Consider the following 21,319-nt stretch of genomic DNA (forward strand, 5'->3'; position numbering starts at 1 on the left):
TTTACTGCATCCAAGTATTGTTGAAGTCGAATCCGATGGTGAACGAAATCTTCGTCGGGGAAATCGCCTTCGGCAAAACCGGAATGTCGATCGGGTTTAGACGACTTCCAGCTTCTCCGTTTTCGTCTTCGCCTGCGCGGTCTAAGCCGCGGGCAAGGTTCAGCGAAATGTTGAAGGGCAACGTGTAGAACAGCTTGTTTGCCAAGCGGAATTCTAGACCCACGCTTCGATCCCAGAAATCTCGTGATTTGAACTTGGAAATCGGAATGCCGTGGTCGTTCCACGCTGCACCGACTTGAGCGTAAAGGTTCAAGAAGAAGTCACGCGTCGAGAAAATCCAGAATTCATTACGCCAGTCTTCAAAGATCGGGAAGAGGTAGTGAATTTCTGCCTTCGCCATTTTAAGACCGCTGCGGTTGAACTTTTCGCTTGTTATCAAATACGGATAGCCTTCAAGCAAAAGAGGCGTGTAATAGTAACTGTCGAGCGTATCCCTGGAATCCTTGGCACTCCAAGCTCCGATGCCTGCATAGGTTGCGCCAACGGCTATGCGGGAACCCTTTCGAATCGGCGCGGCAATGCTTCCGTGCGTGTTGAAGTAGAAACTGTGCAAGTTGAAGTTCCGGTACTTCGGTTCGATTTTTCCGCTCGGGCTAATGGTAAAGCTTTCGGCAAAAGTACCCGGACGGAACAAGTCGGAATTCGCAAATTGATAACTCGCCGAAATTCCATTTCCAACGCCTGCGGTATTTGTCGCTGTCGCTTCTGCGGTCCCGCCGTCGAGCGTAAATCCAACGTTTACGGCAAGGCGCTTCTGGTAAGTCCATTCCAAGTTTTTATCGTACAGGTTGAAGTTTGCCCAATCGTAGCCACCGCTTACATAAACGCTGTCACCTGATTTGAAAACGCTGTAAGCAGCGGAAGCTTGAATGGCATTGAGTGGAACGGAATAATGGGTTGTTCCCACGGAATCTTCGTAGCTTCTCGGATCCTCATAGCGCACCGTATCTATGGAACGGTAGTTCGCATGCGTATAAGAAATTCCAAGCGTTACCGGAGTCGAATGGTTTTCCAGGGAGGCGACGAATTCGCGTTCGATTTTCGGATTCAGACCGTCACCTGTGATGTATTTCCAACCGTTGCCGACTTCAAATAAAATCCCGGCGGAAATGATGTTCTTCTTTAGCGGATCGGAAAGTGACATGGCAAAGCCGAGCTTCGGAGTCGCCTGTCCATCGCCTTTCACGCCAAAGTCCGGAGAGCGTTCCTGCACCATAAAGATCGGGGCTATCAGGAACTGTGTCGGGATCGGCTTGTAATTGCGTTCGCTGCCTGCAAATGCAATGTCGGCGTACTCGAGTTCCTTCTGGATTTTTTGCGGAAGCGAACCCGTCAGGACGAGCGGCGGTGTCACCGGCTTTTTCAAAACGGAGTCTCGTTTGGAAACGAGCGTGTCGATTTTGCAAGCGGTCAGCACCACTGCGGAATCTGCAACTGTAGAATCCTTGGCGCTCGAATCTTGGAGCGCGAACTGCGGTTTCGGACAAGTCGTAAAAGTTGTATCGTAAAGAACGATCACGGAATCTTGCATCGCATCGTAATCTGTGAGTTCTATCGAGTATAGCGAAAATCCGTCTTTATCGTAGTTCGTGTAATAAACGGTTCCCGAATCAACGACTGGAGTAAAGGCGCCACCGACAACGTTTGTCAGCGGATGTTCTGCATCCCCGTTCAGCTTTTTCGAATACAGATTAAAGATTCCGTTTTTATTGCTCGAGTAGATAAGCGTTTCGTTATCGATCCAGTTCGGGTCGCGGAGGTCAAAACCTTTTTGCGTCAAATCTTGCAGGCCCGAACCGTCGCTGTTGATCACGAGGATGCCGCGGACGGAATCGTCAAAGTAGCTGAAAGCGATCTTCTTTCCGTCGGGGCTGAACTTCGGAGAAAAGATGTTGTAATAAAGAAAATTGGAATCCGGAACGAAAATGTCTTGGGTCTCTGCTGGACCTTTTGCCCCGGAATCGGGAACGGTCGTTTTGCTGAGAACGAAACGGGTTGAATTGATTTCTCGGCGGGCAAAGACGATCTCTTTCCCATCAGGGGAAATGTCCGGGTAAACGGCGTCGGCAAGAGCGGTCGCAAGTTGCATGTTGCCGTTCGTATCAGCGATAGCGATGTCAAAATGAGCGTGTCCATTGCGGTCGCGCTTTTTGTAGGTGGTGTAGGCAAGGATCAGTCCACGGCCCGGAATTTCGCGAACGGAAATGCCCTTGTCGAACCAAGGCTTTTCCGGTTTGAAACCGCTCTTGGCAAAGTTTGCAAGGTCAATGATCGAATCTTGAACGGTGATGGTAATGCCCGAAGCGGAATCCGTTACCGTTGAAGAATCTTCGGCATGGGTCGGAATCTTAAAGATACCGCCATCGAACCAAGGCCCTCCAAAGTTCGAAACTCCGTAGATATTTCCACCTGCGACAATCGGAAAGTCATTGTAGAAGGCATCCTCGGTCCATTTTTTACCCGTTACGAGAACGCCTAGGCTTTTTTCCTGTTCCTTGTAATGCGCGGTGATTTCTTCTTTCCAGTTCTTGTACAGCGTTTCTTCGTCGATACCGATGACTTTTTCGATCGCTGCGGAAAGCGTCACCCGGTAGGGCTTTGAAAGTTCCGACCAAATGTTCGGTATTGCTTCAGGACCGTATTTAGCGTCGATGTAACGGACTAGGGAAAAACCCTGCGTATACGGACCGAGTTCCGCATCGAGGGAATTATCCGCAAAGTCGTGCATGTATTCTAGATCCAAAAGGTCGTCGTTCAATGAAGCGACGCGCAAAAGCATATCGCGGTGCGAGTCCCAAGCATCGAACCCCATGCGTGACGATTCAAACTGGGCGGTACCTTCGGCAAACCAAAGCGGCTGCAAGGTAAACGGCAAAAGAACGCTTGCGTTTTGGACATTGCGTTCGTTGTAATAATCGATGTAAGAAACCTGAAGCCCATAAACCCAATAGGGAAGCTTGCTTCCGCTTTCAATGCTAACGAGATGCGAAAACTCATGCGTCACTACGTCAGCGATCCAAGGGTGCGTGCTGCGGATTTTAAAATCCCAGTTCGAAAGGAAGATGTTCACCGTATTTTCATTCGGTATAGCAGAACCGTTGGCGTACAGGGCGTTCTGCAGCGAAACGTCGGTCTTGAGAGGCATTTCAATTTTGTACCGCGAAACGATGGAATCGTAAACCGCTTCTGCAGTCGATGCGACAATCCCTGCATGGGTCGTGTATTCCGCAGGGTATGCGTAATTGAAATGAGCAGAGGATGCGACTTTCCAACGGATGTCGCTGTTGTTGCCCGAAAAACTGAGTTCCGTCGCAAAAACAGAACTACAAATTGCCAAGGCGGCATAAGAAACAGAACGCAAATATCTCACAATAGGATTAATATACAAACTAGCGCTTGAAGCGCTTATGGATTTCGCTTAAAGGAAGCCGCATTAAGGTAGGACGTCCACTTGGCGAACTCATCGGATCCTGGGTTGTCAGGAGCGAGGCCATGAGTTGCGTCATTTCTTCTGTACTAAGCTTATCTCCAGCTTGGATCGCGTTGCTCTTTGCCCAAGCTTTGGCAAGCGTTTCTTGTGACGGATTGCCCGGATTTTCGCCTTCAAAGACAGCGGAAACCAGCTCACGGAGTGATTCCACGGAACGGGAGAACTGCAAATCGCGAGGCGTACCGCGAAGTTGGTAAGTATTCTTGCCAAAAAGCTCCAAATGGAAGCCCAGCTGGTCAAAGGTTTCGAGCAGGCTCGGAATCATGCTCGCTTCCGCTGCCGAAAATTCCACAATTTCTGGAAAGAGCAGTTCCTGGCTTTCGAGAGATGCTTGCGCACCTAAGGAATTCAAAGCCTGCTCGTAAAGGATTCTCTGGTGCGCCGCATTCTGATCGATCAGCAAAAGCCCTTCACTATCTTCGCATACAAGGTAAGTATTCGCCAGCTGAAAGAATTGGGGCGGGGTCGACTTATCCATGCGGGTAGGCGGGCGCAGATTCTGCGGCGAGAGCGGAATAATGTTGCCGTTTTCCGGCAAAGAGAAAAGATCTTGGATGATGTCGTCGGGGTCGTCGGACCGGTACTTCGAGGGCTTTTCCCGAACCGTTTTTTTCGCAGGTTGTGGGCAGGGGAAAGGCTTGGGCATCGGAGCGCTTTTTGCAAATGCCGACGGATCTTTGGCAATTGTCGCCGGAGAAAGATCTTGAGTATTTTCTTCTTCTGCGGCAGACGCTTTGCGTGTAAAGAGAGGCTCGGGGTGGTGCGCTAGCATGCTCGGGGCGGCGGCCCTTGGCATCGGGCTCGGAGCTGTAATCTCTTCAAGACTGATTGTTGGATGATCTTCTTCCGGCTTTTGGAACGCATTGCGGATCGCGTGATGCACGGCAAGGAAAACATCGTTTTCGTTTGCAAATCGCACTTCGCGCTTGTTCGGGTGCACGTTCACGTCGACGGCGACGTCATCCATTTCTAAAAAAAGAACGGCAATCGGCGCATGGGTGGAACCATAAGGCTCATACGCCCGCGTCACGGCTTTTGTCATCACTGGATTCCAGATCGGTCGCTTTTGTACATAAAAATAAAACTTGCTTCGTTTGTTCTTTAAAGCGTCCGGCGGAACGGCGAATCCCGAAACGCGAATGCCCGCTTCTGCGTAATCGACCGGGATCATGACGCGGGCTGTTCCCGCACCCAAGGCTTCGGCGATACGGCTGCGCAAATCGTTTCCTTCAATACCCGTGAAAACGTCTCGTCCGTTGACTTTGTAATCGATGCGAACGTTCGGGTTTGCTATGGCAAGGCGCGTGACCGTGTCGAGAATGCGCGACGCTTCTAAGGTATCGCTTCCGAGGAATGTTTTGCGCACGGGAGCGTTAAAGAACAGGTCTTCAACGAGAAAACTCGTGCCTCGGGGAGAAGCGTTTGTCGATTTACAGTCCGGCGTGCCGCCGGTTAAATGTACTTGGTGCGCTTCTTCTGCGTTTTCTTCACGGCTTGTGATAGTCAGTTTGGAAACTGCGGCAATCGATGCGACCGCTTCGCCGCGGAACCCATTTGTCGCCAAGTGGAAAAGATCTTCTGCGGTTTTTAACTTGGAAGTCGTGTGCGGTAGATAGCACATATCCAGATCGGCTTCCGACATGCCGCAGCCGTTGTCACGGATCATGATGGAGGATTTTCCTCCTTCCGAAATCTGCACTTCAATGCGTGAGGCTCCTGCGTCTAAAGCGTTTTCCATCAATTCTTTGACAACGGATGCAGGACGTTCCACCACTTCGCCAGCGGCGATTTGGTTGATAACTTCTTCGGGAAGTGCATGAATGCGGGAATTTTCCATGATTCATAATATAGAAAACTGCAAAAAACGCAAAAAAAACGTAAAAAAGCATGATATGCAAATTAGGAAATAACCAAAAGATGCAAAAAAAAGTAAATTTTAAGTATGCAGGACACTAAAATACCGAATGTTTTTTTGAAATTGGCGTATAGCGAGTTGCTCCTTTCGTATTGCACGGAAGATCTTGTCCCGCTCGTTCAAAATGCAAGCGTTTCCAGTCGAAAGTTGATTGAAAATGCTTGGCTGGAAGATGAAATGGTGAGAGTGGAAGACAATGCCCTCATCATTGAAGGTTTTTCGAACTGGCTTCTGTCCAAGGGTGAAAATCTCGACACCTTTGCAGATCGCATGTTTGAAAAAATGAGACATTTGCATTCTGTATCTAAACGAGCCATTTTGCGCTCGTATTTGCCGTATATTCATGATTTTTATGAAATGCCGGACCAACGTCAGGGCGTTTTGCGCTACAATGAAAAGCGCAATCTGTTCCACGAAAACTTGCGTTTTGTGGAAGGACCGGTAGAAGGCGATAACCGTCATGATTTCTTGATCGGTCGCGACAATGGTGCAAGTCATCCTGCTGCGGTCTACTCCGAATGGCTTTTGCGTTCTATGCGGCAAGCTCCTTGCCTGCTGGATCTCCCTGCTTATGAATCCGTTAACCAGCATTCTTGCCTCTGCTCTGCTGAAGAAGCTTTGCTCGGCCGTTTGGCGGGCAGCCAGGAAGGCGATAGCTTCTATGTGAGCGGAATTGCAGTCGGTAAGGTGGTGAAATTCTCGGAATGCATCGAAAAGCTTCCGATCGATCTTGGCATCTCGGATCTTGGAGACAAACTCTGCGTCCGTGCCGATACCGATGTAATCGATACGTTTACTGGAACGCATCTTCTGTACAAGGGTCGCTATTACGGCGCTCCGGTTTCCATTGCAGAATTCGTTTATACGAAGGATGTGCGTACCAAGGATCCGTTCTTGGGACTCATCTCTTCGCTTGTTCTAGAAGAATACAGCGTGTGGCCGCCGGTCCAGAAGGCTCACGATGAACTTCTGCACAAGATCAACCACGTGGCTGAAATCGTTTACTACGAAGCCGATGACTCGATTTCGGTGAACGGCAAGCATTTGATGCGTAACGTGCCGGCTCGTATTCTGCGTAACGTGCTCCGTGAATATTCGAAGACGGGCCGTGAAGAATTCGAAAACCGCGAATTTAAGCGAGATCCGGAAATTTGTATCGATCCGGTGAACCCGAACTTTGAAAGCCGATTGAACCGTGTCGTGGATCATTTGGAAAAGGTTTCCGACGTGATGAGCTTGAACCGCCATCGTCGCGGGGGCTTCCGTTTTGAACCGCACTGCCATATCGATTTTCGCGAGGAACCGGCTGGAGTTCGCAAGTTGAAAAATAAGCAATAAATAAGAGCAAGTTTAGAGGCTACGATTCTATATTATATACGTAGAATTTGGCGGAAAGGTAAATCCTCTAACAACTCTATCATTGCTCCCCTCCTGGTAAGTTCGGGGTTCGATCCGCCAGCTTTTTGAAATCCTGTGATATAATCGCAGGATTTCTTTTTGTTTCTATTTACATTTGTAAAGGTTGTCAAACGAAATGGCTGTGGAAACTATGGTAAAAAAAATAGATGCAGTTGGATTGGATCGTGAAGGATATACCTTTATCGTTGCGAAAGATGGAACGGTTTACTATACAGGCGAATTGACACGTCATCTGTCGCTCATGTCAAGAACCTCCTGTCAAATGGAAGATATTGCATGGGGCGGTATTTTAAATGACCGCGGCGACTGGGTGCGTCGAAGCTATGACTTTGGAGATGCGCCTACGGTTGAGATTCGCAATGCTGTGATTTCTGCGATTCAAGAGCAAATTTATGCGTAATCGGTATTGCAACTAAAAAGTTGCAACGTTGGGAGGGGCATAAAATCCGTATTCAGGTAGAATACGGATTTTGTTATGGAATCTTATAGAAAGAAGTGTTCAAGGCTAGATTTGTCCTTGCATGAAAAGCGTTTTTGAATATGATGATTATCGGGGGTATTTGAAGGATGTGCATGATTATGGGAATCGTGCGAGCTTTTCTTGGCGTGCGATTTCGTTACGGGCTAATATTACCAATCCGAATTTCTTACGTCAGGTGATGCTTGGGGAACGAAACCTGAGTGAAAAGACGATGGATGTCGTCGGCAAGGCAATCGGCCTTCAGGATGCGGAACTTGAATATTGGCTTTTGCTTGTAAAGCTTGGTCAGTCCGATAAAGATGAATCAAAAAGGCATTACCGTCAAGAACTCGCTCAATTCCGAGGGGCGGTTAGTCCGGTAAAAATTGGAGAAGGATTTTCTGAATATTATCGGCATTGGTATATCCCTGCGATTCGGGAACTGGTGACGCTTTTTGACTTTAAGGATGATTTTGCCTTGCTCGGAAGATCTGTTTATCCGCCGATCACGGAAAGCGAGGCGAGATCAGCGGTTCAGATCCTTGCGCGTTTTCACTTCATTTATAAGGATGCTGATGGACGGTGGGTGGAATCGGACCGGGCTCTGCGTAGCGGAACTCCGAAGCAACGATCTGCTTTGATTCATTACCATCGGGAAATGCTCGGAAAGGCGTCGGAAGCACTTTTTGCTTTAGATAAGGATAAACGCTTTGTGGGGGGCATGACTTTAGGTGTTTCCAAGGAATGTTACCGGAGAATTCTTGCGGAAACGGAAAAGTTCAAGAACCGTGTTGCGTCACTTGCGCTAAATGATTCTAAAGGCGATAAGGTGATCCAGGTGGCGGTACAAATTTTTCCGATGGGGTATTCTCCGGATAGAAATCGATAAGGAGAGAAAATCACGGGAAAATGATTCGATGGATATTTCGTTTTGCTGTTTTAGGGAATCTGTTGTCATTTGCTTCTTGCGGTGTGGACGTTGCAGGGGGGACTAGCGAGCATGAAAACGTGCTGAATTCAAAACAGGATTTAGAATTGTTGGATTCAATCAGTTGTTATCAAGTGGAAGCCGGCCGCTGTCGGGACATTGGTTTGGTTGTGCATTCTCATCATGCCGGCTCCACTTCGAAATACAAATCTTGTCGAATGAAAAAGCGCTGCATTTATAAAAGATTATCTTTTTATTATGCGTCAAATGATTTTACTTTCTTTGCTTTTGGTTACAAGCCTTTTTTCTGCTAACGATTCCACAATCACTGCAGCAACGTTGCCGGCGGATTCGACAGGAAGTGTTGCAGAAGCCGAATTGCCAGTGCAGGATTCGGTTGTAAAAACGACGGTGCAGAATCCAGAAGTAACGTCTGCAGATACGGTTGTGGCTGCGCCTCAAAATATTGAACAGGCGATTCTTGCGGAACCGATGCCTGCTGGTGAAATGGTTCGCCGTGCACGTTTCTATTTGTTAAAGGCTCTGATTTCGCATAACAAGGAACAGGCCGTTCAGACGATTGAATATTTAAGGTCCCAGTATTCGTCCGTGCTCTGCCCGTTCAGCGGAATGGAAGAAGGCTTGGCCTATATGCATGCTGCCGTATACGATTCGGCGCTCACGGCCTTGGTAAAGGAACGTCGTTTGTTCGCACCGAAAGCGAGAAAGGCGGTGACGTATGAAGATCAATGCGTGGTCGATGCCCGCAGCAACAATCTGCGTTCGTCTCGCTTGATTCAAGACGAACTGTTCGTGTATCTCGCGGACAATTTCCCCAAAACAGCTTCTCAAATCGACAGTCTCGTTCTCGAAATCCAAAACTCGTCTGTCGAAAATTTCTACAAGGATGCGGCGCCTGCGTTTGTCCCGGTCGTCTTTAATGCATCCTGGGGCCGTACAGAGGCTTCGACCATTCAAAAGGTTTCTACGGCAGGTTCCGCCTTTTTCGCCAAATATCCGGCAAATGAAAACGGCGCATGGCTCGAAGCGAACTTTGTAGAACCGTTGCAAAAACGTGTCTCCAATGAAGCAAAGGATTCAAACGATCCGATTCAGAATCATCTGTATACGAGCGGAGTCGGCTTTGAATTCTTGAGCGGTATCGGGATGTTCGCCGGAGACTTGAAAGATGAATTCCATCACAAGTACTGGAGCTATTACGCGGCGGTGCCCATTCAAATTTCCCGCTTTGTCTTTACCCCGTTCCTTTCTTTTGGTACTCTTGAAACGCGCAACAACCGTCAGTTCTCGGACGTGCTCTGGGAAGAAGACAGCGATCTTAACGTTTACTCGAGCGGTATCAGCCTTGGCTTTGTCGTGTTTGACAGCCGCTATGTGAAGTTGGAACCGTTTGTAGGAATCGCTTCGGCGGAATCCATTCTTCCGGATGACAATAATGATTATTACTATTACGCCGACAAGCCGAACAACAATTACTACCGCTTAAGAAAATATGTGAAGCATGAAAATTCCGTCGAATATCTTTTAGGGGCAACGGGTGAAGTTCGGCTTCTTACGATTGCTTCTCGGAATGTGCATGCTCCGCTGAATTCGATTTCTTTACGTGTCAAGTATATAGCGCAGTTTCTCGATCATGACTTTGGGTACAAAAAGATTGAAGGAGTCTCGCATAAGGTTCTTGCGGGCGTCGGAGTCTTTATTTGGTAATGGGAAAAAAGGGCGAATCAGTCGTCGATAAACTGATAAACGTCTTCGCCTTTTTTTGACATGCCGAACTGGGTGCGGGCAATGGATTCGATGTAGAAGGAATCCTTCTGAAGGCGCTCGCCTTCGAGCTTGCGAATTTCGAGAATCTTTTTCAGAGAATCGGCTTCGAATTCTAGGTGGGCAATCTGCTTTTTGAGCTTATACTGATTCCAAAACCCTGTTTCTCCAAACGAAAACGACCACGCCATCGCCGCTAAAATCGTGGCGACCGCCGTGATGGTAAGTTGGATAAGACGCTTCCGAATATTCAAAGATTACTCCGCTGATGAAAAGTGAAATGCGTTTCCGTCTTTGGAATGGACGAGTCCCGCAATTTCCAGCTCTGTCAATATAGCAAAAAGCTCCGAAATCGGAAGAGAGGAACTTGTGCATAACTCATCTAAAGAGTGGGTAAATCCTGCATGTTGGGTAAAAAGAGTTTGTGCGGTATCGCTGATTTGTATGCCCATATGGGGAAGGTCCTGTGGTGTGATGTCGGAGAGACGTTTGCTTCCGCAGAGGTCCGCAAAATCTTTGGTATTCCAAATGGGAGTGGCGATGCCTAATGCGAGGCAGTCGAGCGGACCCTGGGCATTTGAAGAAAGCAGATTTCCTGGCACGGCGAGAACCTTTCGTCCGAACTTTTGGGCGTATTCCACGGTGATCATGCCTCCGCCGTGTTTTTTACTTTCGACAAGCGTGACGCTTTTAGAAAGCCCTGCAATGATGCGGTTCCGCATGGGGAACATGAATTTGAGTGAAGCCTTATCGCCCGGGTATTCCGAAACGATAGCGCCACCCGCTTCGAGGATGCGGTGGGCAAGAATCTTACGTGTCCCAGTGATTTCCGCTTCGATGCCCTGAGCGATAATCGCAACGGTCGGAATGGAAAAATGAATGGCTGCGGTATGACAGAAACTGTCAATTCCTTGGGCGAGGCCGGAAACGACAACCGCATCGGTTCCGCAAAGGCTTTGCAAAAGTTTTTGGCAAATTTCTTCGGCGCTATCGCTTGCGCGACGGGTGCCGACCATGGCGATCCAGGATTTTTCAAAGCTCGGCAGGGATCCGCGGTAATAGAGCGCTTCGGGGGAGCCTGGAATTTCACGGAGGACGGCGGGGAAGTCTTCTCGTTTCAGTTCTTGGACGGGGAAATTATTAGTTTTGATTTCCATGAAATACTCCTTTGCAGATTTGGTAAAGATTATGCAGCGGCTCCGTTCCAAAGATGGGTGCCCGTGGGATAGAAAGCAGACGACGCAGAGCCTTCTCCCGTATTTGATTGAAGAATCTTCGGAATTTATCGATGCCGCACAGGCCAACGATAAGGCGCACATGTGCGAAGAACTCGGCGACGTACTTTTTCAAGTAGTATTTCATTCCCAGGTCGCAAGCGAACGTGGCGACTTTGATATTGACGATGTGACAGATGCGATTTGCGCAAAGATGATGCGTCGTCATCCGCATGTATTCGGCAACTCGCATGTGAAAAATGCGGACGAGGTTTCGAAACGTTGGGAAGAAATCAAGGCGACGGAAAAGAACAACGAGGAAATGAAGGACAAGTCCGTGATGGACAAGGTTTCCCGCAGCATGCCTACACTTGCCCGCGCCCAGGACATGGGACGCCGTGCCGCTAAAAACGGTTTTGACTGGAAGGGAAACGAACCAGTCTTTGCCAAGGTTCACGAAGAGTTCAACGAATTCTTGGAAGAATATAAGAAGTCGACAGAAGAAGATCCGAACCGCGACCGCATGGAAGAAGAATTCGGCGATCTGCTGTTTACGCTTTGCCACTTGGCGCGTCACGTCGGGTTGAATGCCGAAACGGCTTTGAATCGTGCCACGCATAAGTTCGACGCTCGCTTTCGCACATTGGAAAAGCTCGCCAAGGCAAAATACGCCGAAAAGTCCCTGCAGGAACTTTCTCCCGAGGAATTGCTCGCTCTTTGGAGCGAAGCCAAAGCGGAGACTAATCAAAAATCAGGTTATTGACGGAAAGACCTACGAAAAAGACGAGCAGGTAGCCGTACCAGAGAACCGTCAGCGGGTAATTCATCACGCGCTTCGGCTTGCTTTCGATCGTCTTGTTTTTTTCTGCAATACGGATCAAGTTCCGTCTAAAATAGAAGGCGGTGATGGCTGTGCCAATGAGACTTGCCAAGATGCAAAGGATTGTCGAAAGCATGTCCCAAAAATAGATATTTTTCGGATTCTAGAAGGATATTTGCCAAATCAAGCCCAAAATGCACCAATTTGGATCCGCTCAGTTGCCCGATTCCGTCAAATTTTCTCTATTTGTTGCCGTTGACGGCTCGTTTATGTAAACGATCCTTTCTTTTATGAGGTGTTTTTGGATAACCGGGAAAAACTGAATTCCTTGATTGCCGCGGCTTGTGAAGCCGTTGGAGCTGAACTTGTCGAATTTGACATGTTCAAGGCTGGCAAACGCGAAGTCCTTCGCATCTATATTGATAAGGCAAACGGTGTAGACGTGGAAGATTGTGCGGCGGTGAGCCGTCGTCTTTCCGATGCGCTGGACCAGGATGAATCCCTCATCGAAGGTGCATTTACCCTGGAAGTCTCTTCTCCCGGGATCGACCGTCCCCTCAAGTCCACTCGCGATTTCGAACGCAACCTGAACCAGTTGTTGCGCATTACCCGCGAAACGGGTAAGCCGCTTACCGGCACTCTGACTGCGGTGGATGAACAGAATTTAGCCCTGTCTGTAAAAGGCGTGACAGACGCGGTCTTGGTTTCTCGGTCCGAGATCCTCTCTGCCAAAGTAGAAGTTCAATTCTAAAATAAAGGCTCTTATGACAACGAAGAATAAGGAACCCCAGATCAATTTACTCGATGCGCTCAAGACCGTCGTCGATACAAAGAACATCGATAACTCTATCGTCGAAGGCGCTTTGAAGGATGCCTTGATTACGGCAGCTCGCAAGTATCTGAACATTGATAAGCACTTTGATGTGAAGATTGACGGAGAAACGAATGAAATTTCGATCGCTCTCGTCGTTGATATTGTGGACGATTATCCGGACTACGACCCGTCGCTCGATGCAGAAACCGTTCAGGAAATGGACGAACACTACATGCTCGTCGAACAGGCTCGCGACTTAAACCCGGACGTCCAGCCGGGCGATCACCTCGAAATGGAACTCCCGGTCTCCGCATTCGGCCGCCAGGCAATCCAGACCGCTAAGCAGTTCCTCATCCAGCGGATTCGCGATGCAGAACGCAGCAAGATTGTGGACACCTACCGCAACCGTATCGGCTCGATTGTGAACGGTGAAGTTCTCCGTATCGAAAGTCGCAACGCTATCGTTTCGATTGGCCGTCAGACCGAGGCCGTTCTCCCGTTCAAGGAACAGCTCCCGAAGGAACGCTTTGCCCAGGGCAGCTCCGTGAAGGCTGTCATTAAGGATGTCGCTGACTCCGCCAAGAATGGCGCTCAGGTGATCCTCTCCCGTACAAGCGAAATGTTCCTCTATGAACTCTTCCGTCAGGAAGTGCCTGAAATCTTTGAAGGCGCTGTGGAAATCCGTGGCGTGGTCCGTGATCCGGGCTATCGTGCAAAGATCTCCGTTGCTGCCCGCGATGCTCGTATCGACCCGGTCGGCGCTTGTGTCGGCATGAAGGGGGCTCGCGTTCAGGCTGTCGTCCGTGAACTCGGTAACGAACGTATCGATATCGTTCACTGGAATCCGGATCTGATCACGTTCATCCGCCACGCCCTTTCTCCGGCGAATATCGTGAAGTACTTTGAAATCCCGGGCATCCGTCGCATCGTCATCGTGATTGCCGATGAAGACCTCGCCCAGGCAATTGGCCGTAACGGTCAGAACGTCAAGCTCGCTTCCCAGCTTGTGGAACGGGATCTCGACGTGTTTGGAGAAAAGGAATGGTCCGAAAAGAGCGATGAAGACAAGCAGAAGATTTTGACCGCTCGTCCGAATGAACTCGCTAAGGCTGAAGAACTCCGCGCTCATGAAGTCACCTTGTTCAAGGATGAAGTTCCTAGCGAAGCCGAACCGGCACCGGAGGATGAAGCTGTGTCGGCTGAAGAAAATTCGGATCAGGAAGGTCAGGTTTAAGAAGTAGAAGCTTATTGGAGCAAAAGCATAGATGAGTAATGAAATCAAGATCACACCGGGTGAATGGGCCAAGAAGCATGGCGTAGATGCCAGTCGAGTCGTTGCACTGTTGCACGAGAATGGAGTGCAGGTGTTAACGCCGTTTACCCCAGTTCCCCAAATGGCTTTTGCTTCGATCGAAGCTCAAGTGATGGACGAAAAGGCAAAGGCTGACGCTCGCAAGGCAAAGGCCATCGGTCTCCGCAAGAATTTGAAGAAGAATTCGTCGGAAGAAAAAGAAACCGAAACGCCGGCTAAGCCTTCAACTCCGTCGACCTCGGCTGGACGCCGTACGATTACGGGTAAATTCATGGGTGGAAAGGTGAAGGTGACGCGTTCGACGACCGCACGTCCGGCTGCCGCAAAGGCGACGAAGACAACGTTGACGCCTGCCGCTCCGAAGCCTGCTCCGACTCCTGTCGCAAAACCGGCTGCTCCTGTGGCTCCGGTGGCGCCTGCAACCCCTGCACCTGCCGTGAAGCCGACTCCGGTTGAAGCTCCGAAACCCGCAACTCCTGCCGCGGTTCCGGTGGCGCCTGTCGCAAAACCCGCAACTCCTGCAGCTCCTGTCGCAAAACCGGCTGCTCCTGCTGTAGCAAAGCCTAGCACACCGGTCGCTCCGAAGCCGGCAACTCCGGCTGCAAAACCGGCATCTGCCATTGTGAAGGCAGCTCCGGTGGGTGAACTTCGCCAGGTTGAAATGAAGGCTCAGGTCTTTAAGCCGGATGCCGCAATTCTTGCCCGTATTGAAAAATCTCGTCAGCAGGCTGCTGCCCAGCACCGTTCTCGCAATAACGGATCCGGTCAGGGCTATACCGGTCACTTTGGACCGAGCGCAAACGGTGGTAACTATCGCGGTAGCAACAACCACTATCGTGGAAATGACAATAATAACGGTGCACGTTCTTTTGGCGGCAGTCAGTCCCGCGGTCCGCGTTTCCCGGGTCAGAACATGCAGGATGTTTTTGCCAATGCGCAGAACAACGCGAATGGCGGAAACAACAATCGCTTTGGCGATAACAACAAGGCGGGGCAGAACCGCGGCGGTAACAATGACCGCTTTGGCAAAAACAAGCACGGCGGCAAGAACGGTCGTGACAGTAAGGACAACCGTTTCGATCAGAGCGAACAGCAGGATTCGATCCGTCAGAACGTTTCCCGCGTGATGGCTTCGCTTTCGAAGAACCCGGTGAAGAAGGTCTATCACAAGGATAAGGCCGCTTCGAATGACGGTGAACAGAAAAAGATTTTGAAGACTTCTGACTTCATCACGGTCGGCGAACTCGCCGGTATGATGGATCAGATGCCCGCACGTGTCATTGCAAAGTGCATGGAAATGGGCATGATGGTCACCATCAATGCTCGCTTGGATTTTGAAACGATTCAGGTCCTCGCCGACGAATTCGGCTATGAAGCGCAGCTGATGGAAGAATATGAAGAAGAAGTTCTCGGCGTGGAAGAAGAAAAGAGCGAAGATCTCGAACCGCGTCATCCTGTGGTTACCGTGATGGGTCACGTGGACCACGGTAAGACTTCTCTCCTCGACTGGATTCGTAAGACCCATGTGGTGTCGGGCGAATCGGGTGGTATTACTCAGCATATCGGAGCTTACGAAGTGACGACTTCTGTGGGCAAGGTCACGTTCCTCGATACGCCGGGTCACGAAGCATTTAGCGCGATGCGTGCTCGCGGTTCCCAGGTGACGGATGTGATCGTGCTCGTTGTCGCTGCGGACTCCATGGTGATGCCGCAGACGGTGGAATCGATTGAACTCGCTCACCGCGAAAAGGTGCCGATGGTCGTTGCCATAACGAAGATCGACCTTCCGACTGCAAACCCGGATAAGATCCGCGCTCAGCTCGCGGACCGTGGTGTCGAAGTCGAACAGTGGGGTGGTACCGTGAGCTGTATCGAAGTTTCGGCTCGTACCGGTCAAGGTATGCCACAGCTTTTGGAAACCCTCGCTCTCGAAGCAGAAGTCTTGGAACTCAAGGCTTCGAAGTCCGCACGTGCCCGTGGCGCGGTCGTGGAATCCAAGCTAGATGCGGGTAAGGGTTCTATGGCAACCGTCTTGATTCAGAATGGTACTCTCCACATCGGTGACCCGTTTGTTTGCGGTGTCTATGCGGGTCGAGTTCGTGCGATGTTCGATGACCATGGTAAGCAGATGAAGGAAGCGGGCCCGTCCGCTCCGTGTCAGGTTCTCGGCTTTGACGGTACTCCGCAGGCAGGCGACGAACTCAGCGTGGTGGAAGATGAAAAGACCGCACGTGAAATTGCTTCCAAGCGTCGTATGGCGGCTCGTGAACGCGATCTCCGCGCTCGTAAGTCGATTTCTCTCGAATCCGCTTATGAAGGCGTCAAGAACGGTACGGTTTCTGAACTCAATTTGATCATCAAGGCAGACGTGGGCGGTTCTTCTGAAGCGATCGCTGCAAGCCTTGAAAAGCTTTCGAACAGCGAAGTCAAGGTCAACATTATCCGCAAGGGCGTCGGTGCGATTACCGATTCCGATATCTTGCTCGCTTCGACTTCTCAGGCTGTGATCGTCGCGTTCCACTTGATGCCGTCGCTCTCTGTGCGTGAAATGGCTCAGAAGGAAGGCATTCAGATTAAGACTTACCGCATTATTTACGAAATCATCGACGATATCAAGAATACGGTGGAAGGTCTTCTGAAGCCGACGACTCGCGAAGAGCTCACCGGCGAAGCCGAAATCCGCCAGCTGTTCAAGATTCCGAAGATCGGTATCATCGCAGGCTGTATGGTGACGGATGGCGAAGTCGACCGGAACAGCCATGTGCATGTTTACCGCAACGGCGTCGAACTCGGTTCTACCGTGGTTCAGTCCCTCAAGCGTCACAAGGACGATGCGAAGTCCGTTGCCCGCGGCTTTGAATGCGGTATCGGTCTTAAGGGTTATGACAACCTCCAGGAAGGCGATATGCTTATGTTCTTCAAGGAAGTTACCGTTGCCCGTACACTCGCAGACGTTGCACGTGATGAAGCTGCCGCCAAGGCCGCTGCAGAAGCGAAGAAGGCCGCTGAAGAAAAGAAGGATGCTTAATGCCTCGTAATTCTCACAGCCATTCCAACCGCCGTGTACCGCGTACTGTCCGCTTGGACGAACAGTTCCGCGAAGAAATCAGCAAGCTCCTGATGAAGGGCTTGAAGGATCCGCGGATCGGTTTTGTAACGATTAGCCGTGTGGAAATCACGAACGATCTGAGCTATGCGAAAGTCTTTATTTCCGTGCTCGGTTCCGATCGTGAAAAGGCGGCGTCCTTGATTGGACTCCGCAATTCCGCGGGTTTTATTCGCACGTACCTCGGCAAGGCCTTGAAAATTCGCAAGATCCCACAGCTCTCGTTCCTGTTGGACGAAAGCCTCGATCATGCGATGCATATCGAAGAAATTCTCGCCGAATTAAAGGAACAGGGTGAACTCTAACCTTCCTCCTTCTGGACTGATTCTTTTAGATAAAACAGCGGGTGTTACCTCGTGTAACGCCCTTTTCCCTATTCGTAAAATTTTTAAGACGCGTCGTGTCGGTCATGCGGGTTCGCTCGATATGCGAGCATCCGGTTTGATTGTGGCTGCTGTAGGCAGAGCGACTCGTCTTTTGCCGTTTGTAGAAGCGGGCGAAAAAACATATTCCTTCTGCGCCCACTTTGGCTATTCGACGATTACGGATGAATGGGACGGTGAACTTGCCGAACAGGATCCGAGTTCGGAGCCGATTTCGGAAGAAGCGGTGCGTCAGATTTTGCCGCAGTTCATCGGTGAAATAGATCAGGTTCCGCCGGACTTTAGCGCGATCAAGTTGAACGGCAAGCGTGCTTCGGATTTGAAGCGCAAAGGTCGCGATGTGGAACTCAAGGCGCGTAAGATTACGATTCAGAATTTGCGCTTTGAAGGCAAATGCGAAGCTCCGGAAGGCATTTCGGGCCGTATCCGTAGCTCGTATCGGTTTTCGTGCGACTGTTCCAAGGGAACATATATCCGTTCGCTCGTCCGCGATATGGCGAAGGCTTTGGGAACGGTCGGTGCGGTTTCGGGAATCCGCCGGACGCGCATTGGACATTTGAATGTGACGGATGCGGTCAAGTCGGAAGAGCTTTGCGAAGCTTCGTTGATGAAACCGCAGGATTGCATGAAGTTCCCTGTAGTGAGCCTGACCGATAAGCAGGTAGAAGCTTTGCGTCAGGGCCGTGAAATGACGTGGAACAAGGAACCGATCCAAATCGAAGAAGGCGCTCCGAACATGGTTCTCGCTGTGGATAAGGACGGCGATTTAAAGGCGGGCTGCTCTTTTGAAAATGGAAAGCTTGCTCCAAAATTCTATTTGGGTTTGGATTGATGACGGACAAGGTTTTACGTGCTGCAACAGTGGGAAATTTTGACGGTTGCCATTTAGGGCATCAGCAAATTTTCCAGATTCTTCGCAACGAAGCAAAGGCGCACGGACTTGTGCCGACTGTGATTTCTTTTGAACCGCATACGCGCCATGTACTCGGCATTCCCGGTCATCCGGCTTTGCTCACGACCACCGAGGAAAAGGGCGCGTTTGTGCGTTCTCTCGGTTTGGATTTTTTGGCACTTCCGTTTTCGCGAGAAGTGGCAGAACAACCGTATCAGACTTTTATCCAGAACGAAATTTTAGACAAGCTGAACGTGAAGTTTTTGGTGCTTGGACACGATCACCGCTTTGGCGCTGCGGGCAAGGGAAGTTTTGATGCAATTTTACAGACCTTCCCCGAGCTTCCGGCGATTCAGGTTTCTGCCAAATATAAAGATGGGGAAGTCTTAAGTTCTTCCCGTATTCGGGATGCCTTGGAAAAGGGTGCAGTCGAACGTGCGACGACTTTCTTAGGACGTCCTTACCGCTTTCATGGAATTGTCGTTGCGGGAAAGCGCATCGGCAGAACGATTGGATTTCCGACGGCGAATGTGCAGACCGGCGTGTATAAGCTGATTCCCAAATACGGAGCTTACGCTGCCGTCGTTCGTCTTCAAGACGGTTCGGCGCACCGGGCTGTGGTGAACATTGGACTTCAGCCTTCGATCGGCGATTTGCCGCTTGCTGTGGAAGCGCACATTTTGGATTTTAACGCGGACATCTACGGTCAAACGATTGACGTGGACTTGCTCACGTTCATTCGTGCGGAACAGAAGTTTGCATCTATCGACGATTTGAAACGCCAGATCGGCATGGATGCGGACTTTGCCCGCAATTATTAAACTTTTGGACTCACCCAAAGATTGCGGACGGCATTGAGCACGGCGAGAATCATCACGCCGACGTCTGCAAAAATAGCCGTCCACATATTGGCAATGCCGAACGCGCCGAGCAAAAGACAGAGCGCTTTGATTGAAATGCAGAAGACGATGTTCTGATGCACAATGCGCATGCATTTTTTTGCCACATTCATCGCGGTCGAAATCTTTAACGGATTATCGTCCATCAGCACGATGTCCGCGGCTTCGATAGCGGCGTCAGAGCCCATCGCGCCCATCGCAATTCCGATGTCTGCACGGGAAAGAACGGGGGCGTCGTTGATGCCGTCGCCGACAAATGCCAAGGTTTCGGAAGGGGACTTTTTCGCTTTCAACAGTTCTTCGACTTTTTGAACTTTATCCGCCGGAAGAAGTTCTGCAAAGAAACTGTCTAGCTGGAGAGTTTTGGCAACATTTTCCGCGACCTTCTGCGTGTCACCGGTCAGCATAATCATTTGTTTGATGCCCTGTTTTTTGAGGGCGGAAATCGCCTGCTTGGAATTTTCCTTGATGATATCGGAAATCACGATATGGCCCGCATATTCTCCGTCAATTGCGACGTGGATGCATGTGCCGATGCGGTGACATGCGTGCCATTTGGCTCCGACATCATCCATCATTTTGCTGTTACCTACGCAGACGATTCTGCCGTTTACAAGAGCTTGGATTCCGCGGCCCGAAATTTCTTGAATGTCATCGACTTCGCAGCCGTCCGCTTCGTCGCCGTAGGCCTTTCTTAAAGAGTTTGCAATCGGATGCTTGGAGTAACGTTCTACGTGGGCGGTCAAATGCAACAACTCGTTTTTGTCAAGCTTTTCCGGGTGAATCACCGTGACTTCGAAGTTTCCCTGGGTCAAGGTTCCCGTCTTGTCAAAGACAAGCGTATTCGTTTTTGCAAGGATTTCTAAATAGTTCGCCCCTTTGATTAAAACGCCTGCGCGTGAAGCGCCTCCGATGCCTGCGAAGAAGGAAAGCGGAACGCTTACCACAAGAGCGCACGGGCAACTGATCACGAGGAAAATCAAGGCGCGGTAAATCCATTCTGTCCACAGAGGATCTCTGCCGATCGCAAACAGAACGAGCGAAGGAATTGTGGCGAGGGCTAGTGCGGAAAGGGTGACGATTGGCGTGTAAACCTTGGCGAACTTGGTAATGAACTTTTCGGATTTTGTTTTTTGGGAACTCGCGTCTTCGATGAGTTCTAGGATCTTGGCGACGGTGGATTCTCCAAATTCCTTCGTGGTGCGAATTTTTAGGACACCGCTCAGATTGATACTGCCCGAAATGATTTCATCGTTTTCGTTCACATCGCGCGGTAAAGATTCGCCGGTGAGCGCAGATGTGTTGAGGGTCGAAAAACCTTCTACGACAACGCCGTCGATAGGAACCTTTTCGCCGGGCTGTACCACGATAATCGTGCCGACTTCCACATCGTCCGGGTCGACTTGTTCGAGTTTACCGTCATCGGTTTCGATGTTCGCATAGTCTGGGCGAATGTCCATGAGTTTTGCAATGCTTTGTCGGCTCTTTCCCACGGCGTAGCCTTGGAACCATTCTCCAATCTGATAAAAGAGCATCACCGCAATCGCTTCGACATAATCGCCTGTCTTAAAGAGTCCCAGGAAAATGGCGCCTAAAGTGGCGATCGCCATCAGAAGGTATTCGTCAAACGGCTGCTTGTGCCAAATGCCTTCTGCCGCCTTCTTCAACACGTCGTAACCGACGATCAGATAAGGAATGACATACAGAGTAAAACGCAAATAGCCTTCGATAGGCACAAAATGCAGCGCGATTAGCATCACGGCGGCAGTGATGATTCGGATCAGATTTTTCTTTTGTTTTTGGCTCATAGGGATTCTTGAAA

17 protein-coding genes are annotated in these 21,319 nt (G+C 50.1%); 11 read left to right on the plus strand and 6 right to left on the minus strand.

Annotation, left to right across the window (positions count from 1 at the left end):
* Position 1: 1 nt before the first annotated feature.
* Together BGX16_RS09155 and mutL are read right to left on the minus strand one after the other, a co-directional pair.
* Positions 2 to 3,397 carry a PD40 domain-containing protein gene (locus BGX16_RS09155; RefSeq protein ID WP_157797957.1) on the minus strand — a complete coding sequence of 1,132 codons (3,396 nt, stop codon included), beginning with the start codon at positions 3,395 to 3,397 and terminating at the stop codon, positions 2 to 4.
* A 52-nt stretch (positions 3,398 to 3,449) separates the two neighbouring features.
* The gene (gene mutL / locus BGX16_RS09160) at positions 3,450 to 5,387 is read right to left on the minus strand and encodes a DNA mismatch repair endonuclease MutL (RefSeq protein WP_100425764.1); all 1,938 of its coding nucleotides are present in this window, start codon (positions 5,385 to 5,387) and stop codon (positions 3,450 to 3,452) included.
* A gap of 135 nt (positions 5,388 to 5,522) precedes the next feature.
* Here mutL and BGX16_RS09165 point away from each other — a divergent pair, with 135 nt between their 5' ends.
* The 4 genes from BGX16_RS09165 (at position 5,523) to BGX16_RS09180 (ending at position 10,000) form a co-directional block, all read left to right on the plus strand.
* Positions 5,523 to 6,803: a hypothetical protein gene (locus tag BGX16_RS09165; protein WP_157797958.1), complete on the plus strand. Its 1,281-nt coding sequence runs from the start codon at positions 5,523 to 5,525 to the stop codon at positions 6,801 to 6,803.
* A 196-nt stretch (positions 6,804 to 6,999) separates the two neighbouring features.
* A complete protein-coding gene (locus BGX16_RS09170) occupies positions 7,000 to 7,284 on the plus strand; it encodes a hypothetical protein (RefSeq protein ID WP_100425766.1) in 285 nt (94 codons plus the stop codon).
* Positions 7,285 to 7,405: 121 nt separating this feature from the next.
* Positions 7,406 to 8,233: a TIGR02147 family protein gene (locus BGX16_RS09175; RefSeq protein ID WP_100425767.1), complete on the plus strand. Its 828-nt coding sequence runs from the start codon at positions 7,406 to 7,408 to the stop codon at positions 8,231 to 8,233.
* Between the two features lie 306 nt (positions 8,234 to 8,539).
* A complete protein-coding gene (locus BGX16_RS09180; protein WP_157797959.1) occupies positions 8,540 to 10,000 on the plus strand; it encodes a hypothetical protein in 1,461 nt (486 codons plus the stop codon).
* 17 nt (positions 10,001 to 10,017) lie between these two features.
* On the opposite strand, the gene BGX16_RS09185 is transcribed toward BGX16_RS09180, so the two are convergent.
* Both BGX16_RS09185 and BGX16_RS09190 read right to left on the minus strand, forming a co-directional pair.
* Positions 10,018 to 10,311, minus strand: a complete 294-nt coding sequence (locus tag BGX16_RS09185) for an FtsB family cell division protein (protein WP_100425769.1) — start codon at positions 10,309 to 10,311, stop codon at positions 10,018 to 10,020.
* 3 nt (positions 10,312 to 10,314) lie between these two features.
* Positions 10,315 to 11,214, minus strand: coding sequence for a DNA-processing protein DprA (locus BGX16_RS09190; RefSeq protein WP_100425770.1), 900 nt, complete (start codon positions 11,212 to 11,214; stop codon positions 10,315 to 10,317).
* On the opposite strand from BGX16_RS09190, the gene mazG reads away from it, so the two are divergent.
* Complete coding sequence (gene mazG / locus BGX16_RS09195; RefSeq protein ID WP_100425771.1) at positions 11,213 to 12,034, plus strand: nucleoside triphosphate pyrophosphohydrolase; 822 nt, start codon at positions 11,213 to 11,215, stop codon at positions 12,032 to 12,034. The genes BGX16_RS09190 and mazG overlap by 2 nt on opposite strands.
* Here mazG and BGX16_RS09200 read toward each other — a convergent pair.
* On the minus strand, positions 12,012 to 12,227 hold the full coding sequence (locus BGX16_RS09200) for a hypothetical protein (RefSeq protein ID WP_100425772.1): 216 nt from the start codon (positions 12,225 to 12,227) through the stop codon (positions 12,012 to 12,014). The two genes, mazG and BGX16_RS09200, sit on opposite strands and share 23 nt — an antisense overlap.
* 165 nt (positions 12,228 to 12,392) lie before the next feature.
* Here BGX16_RS09200 and BGX16_RS09205 point away from each other — a divergent pair, with 165 nt between their 5' ends.
* The 6 genes from BGX16_RS09205 to ribF are packed head-to-tail and all read left to right on the plus strand — an operon-like array spanning position 12,393 to position 19,419.
* On the plus strand, positions 12,393 to 12,842 hold the full coding sequence (locus BGX16_RS09205) for a ribosome maturation factor RimP (RefSeq protein ID WP_100426815.1): 450 nt from the start codon (positions 12,393 to 12,395) through the stop codon (positions 12,840 to 12,842).
* A gap of 13 nt (positions 12,843 to 12,855) precedes the next feature.
* Complete coding sequence (gene nusA / locus BGX16_RS09210; RefSeq protein WP_100425773.1) at positions 12,856 to 14,139, plus strand: transcription termination factor NusA; 1,284 nt, start codon at positions 12,856 to 12,858, stop codon at positions 14,137 to 14,139.
* A gap of 31 nt (positions 14,140 to 14,170) precedes the next feature.
* A complete protein-coding gene (gene infB / locus BGX16_RS09215) occupies positions 14,171 to 17,245 on the plus strand; it encodes a translation initiation factor IF-2 (RefSeq protein ID WP_100425774.1) in 3,075 nt (1,024 codons plus the stop codon).
* Positions 17,245 to 17,628: a 30S ribosome-binding factor RbfA gene (gene rbfA / locus BGX16_RS09220; RefSeq protein WP_100425775.1), complete on the plus strand. Its 384-nt coding sequence runs from the start codon at positions 17,245 to 17,247 to the stop codon at positions 17,626 to 17,628. The genes infB and rbfA overlap by 1 nt, the downstream gene beginning before the upstream one ends.
* On the plus strand, positions 17,618 to 18,538 hold the full coding sequence (truB, locus tag BGX16_RS09225; RefSeq protein WP_100425776.1) for a tRNA pseudouridine(55) synthase TruB: 921 nt from the start codon (positions 17,618 to 17,620) through the stop codon (positions 18,536 to 18,538). Before rbfA ends, truB begins: the two co-directional genes overlap by 11 nt.
* Positions 18,538 to 19,419, plus strand: a complete 882-nt coding sequence (ribF, locus tag BGX16_RS09230) for a riboflavin biosynthesis protein RibF (RefSeq protein ID WP_100425777.1) — start codon at positions 18,538 to 18,540, stop codon at positions 19,417 to 19,419. Before truB ends, ribF begins: the two co-directional genes overlap by 1 nt.
* Here the strand turns inward: ribF and BGX16_RS09235 are convergent.
* The gene (locus BGX16_RS09235) at positions 19,416 to 21,305 is read right to left on the minus strand and encodes a heavy metal translocating P-type ATPase (RefSeq protein ID WP_100425778.1); all 1,890 of its coding nucleotides are present in this window, start codon (positions 21,303 to 21,305) and stop codon (positions 19,416 to 19,418) included. The genes ribF and BGX16_RS09235 overlap by 4 nt on opposite strands.
* Positions 21,306 to 21,319 lie beyond the last annotated feature (14 nt).

This window comes from Hallerella succinigenes (assembly GCF_002797675.1).
In the GTDB taxonomy this organism is placed as follows: domain Bacteria; phylum Fibrobacterota; class Fibrobacteria; order Fibrobacterales; family Fibrobacteraceae; genus Hallerella; species Hallerella succinigenes.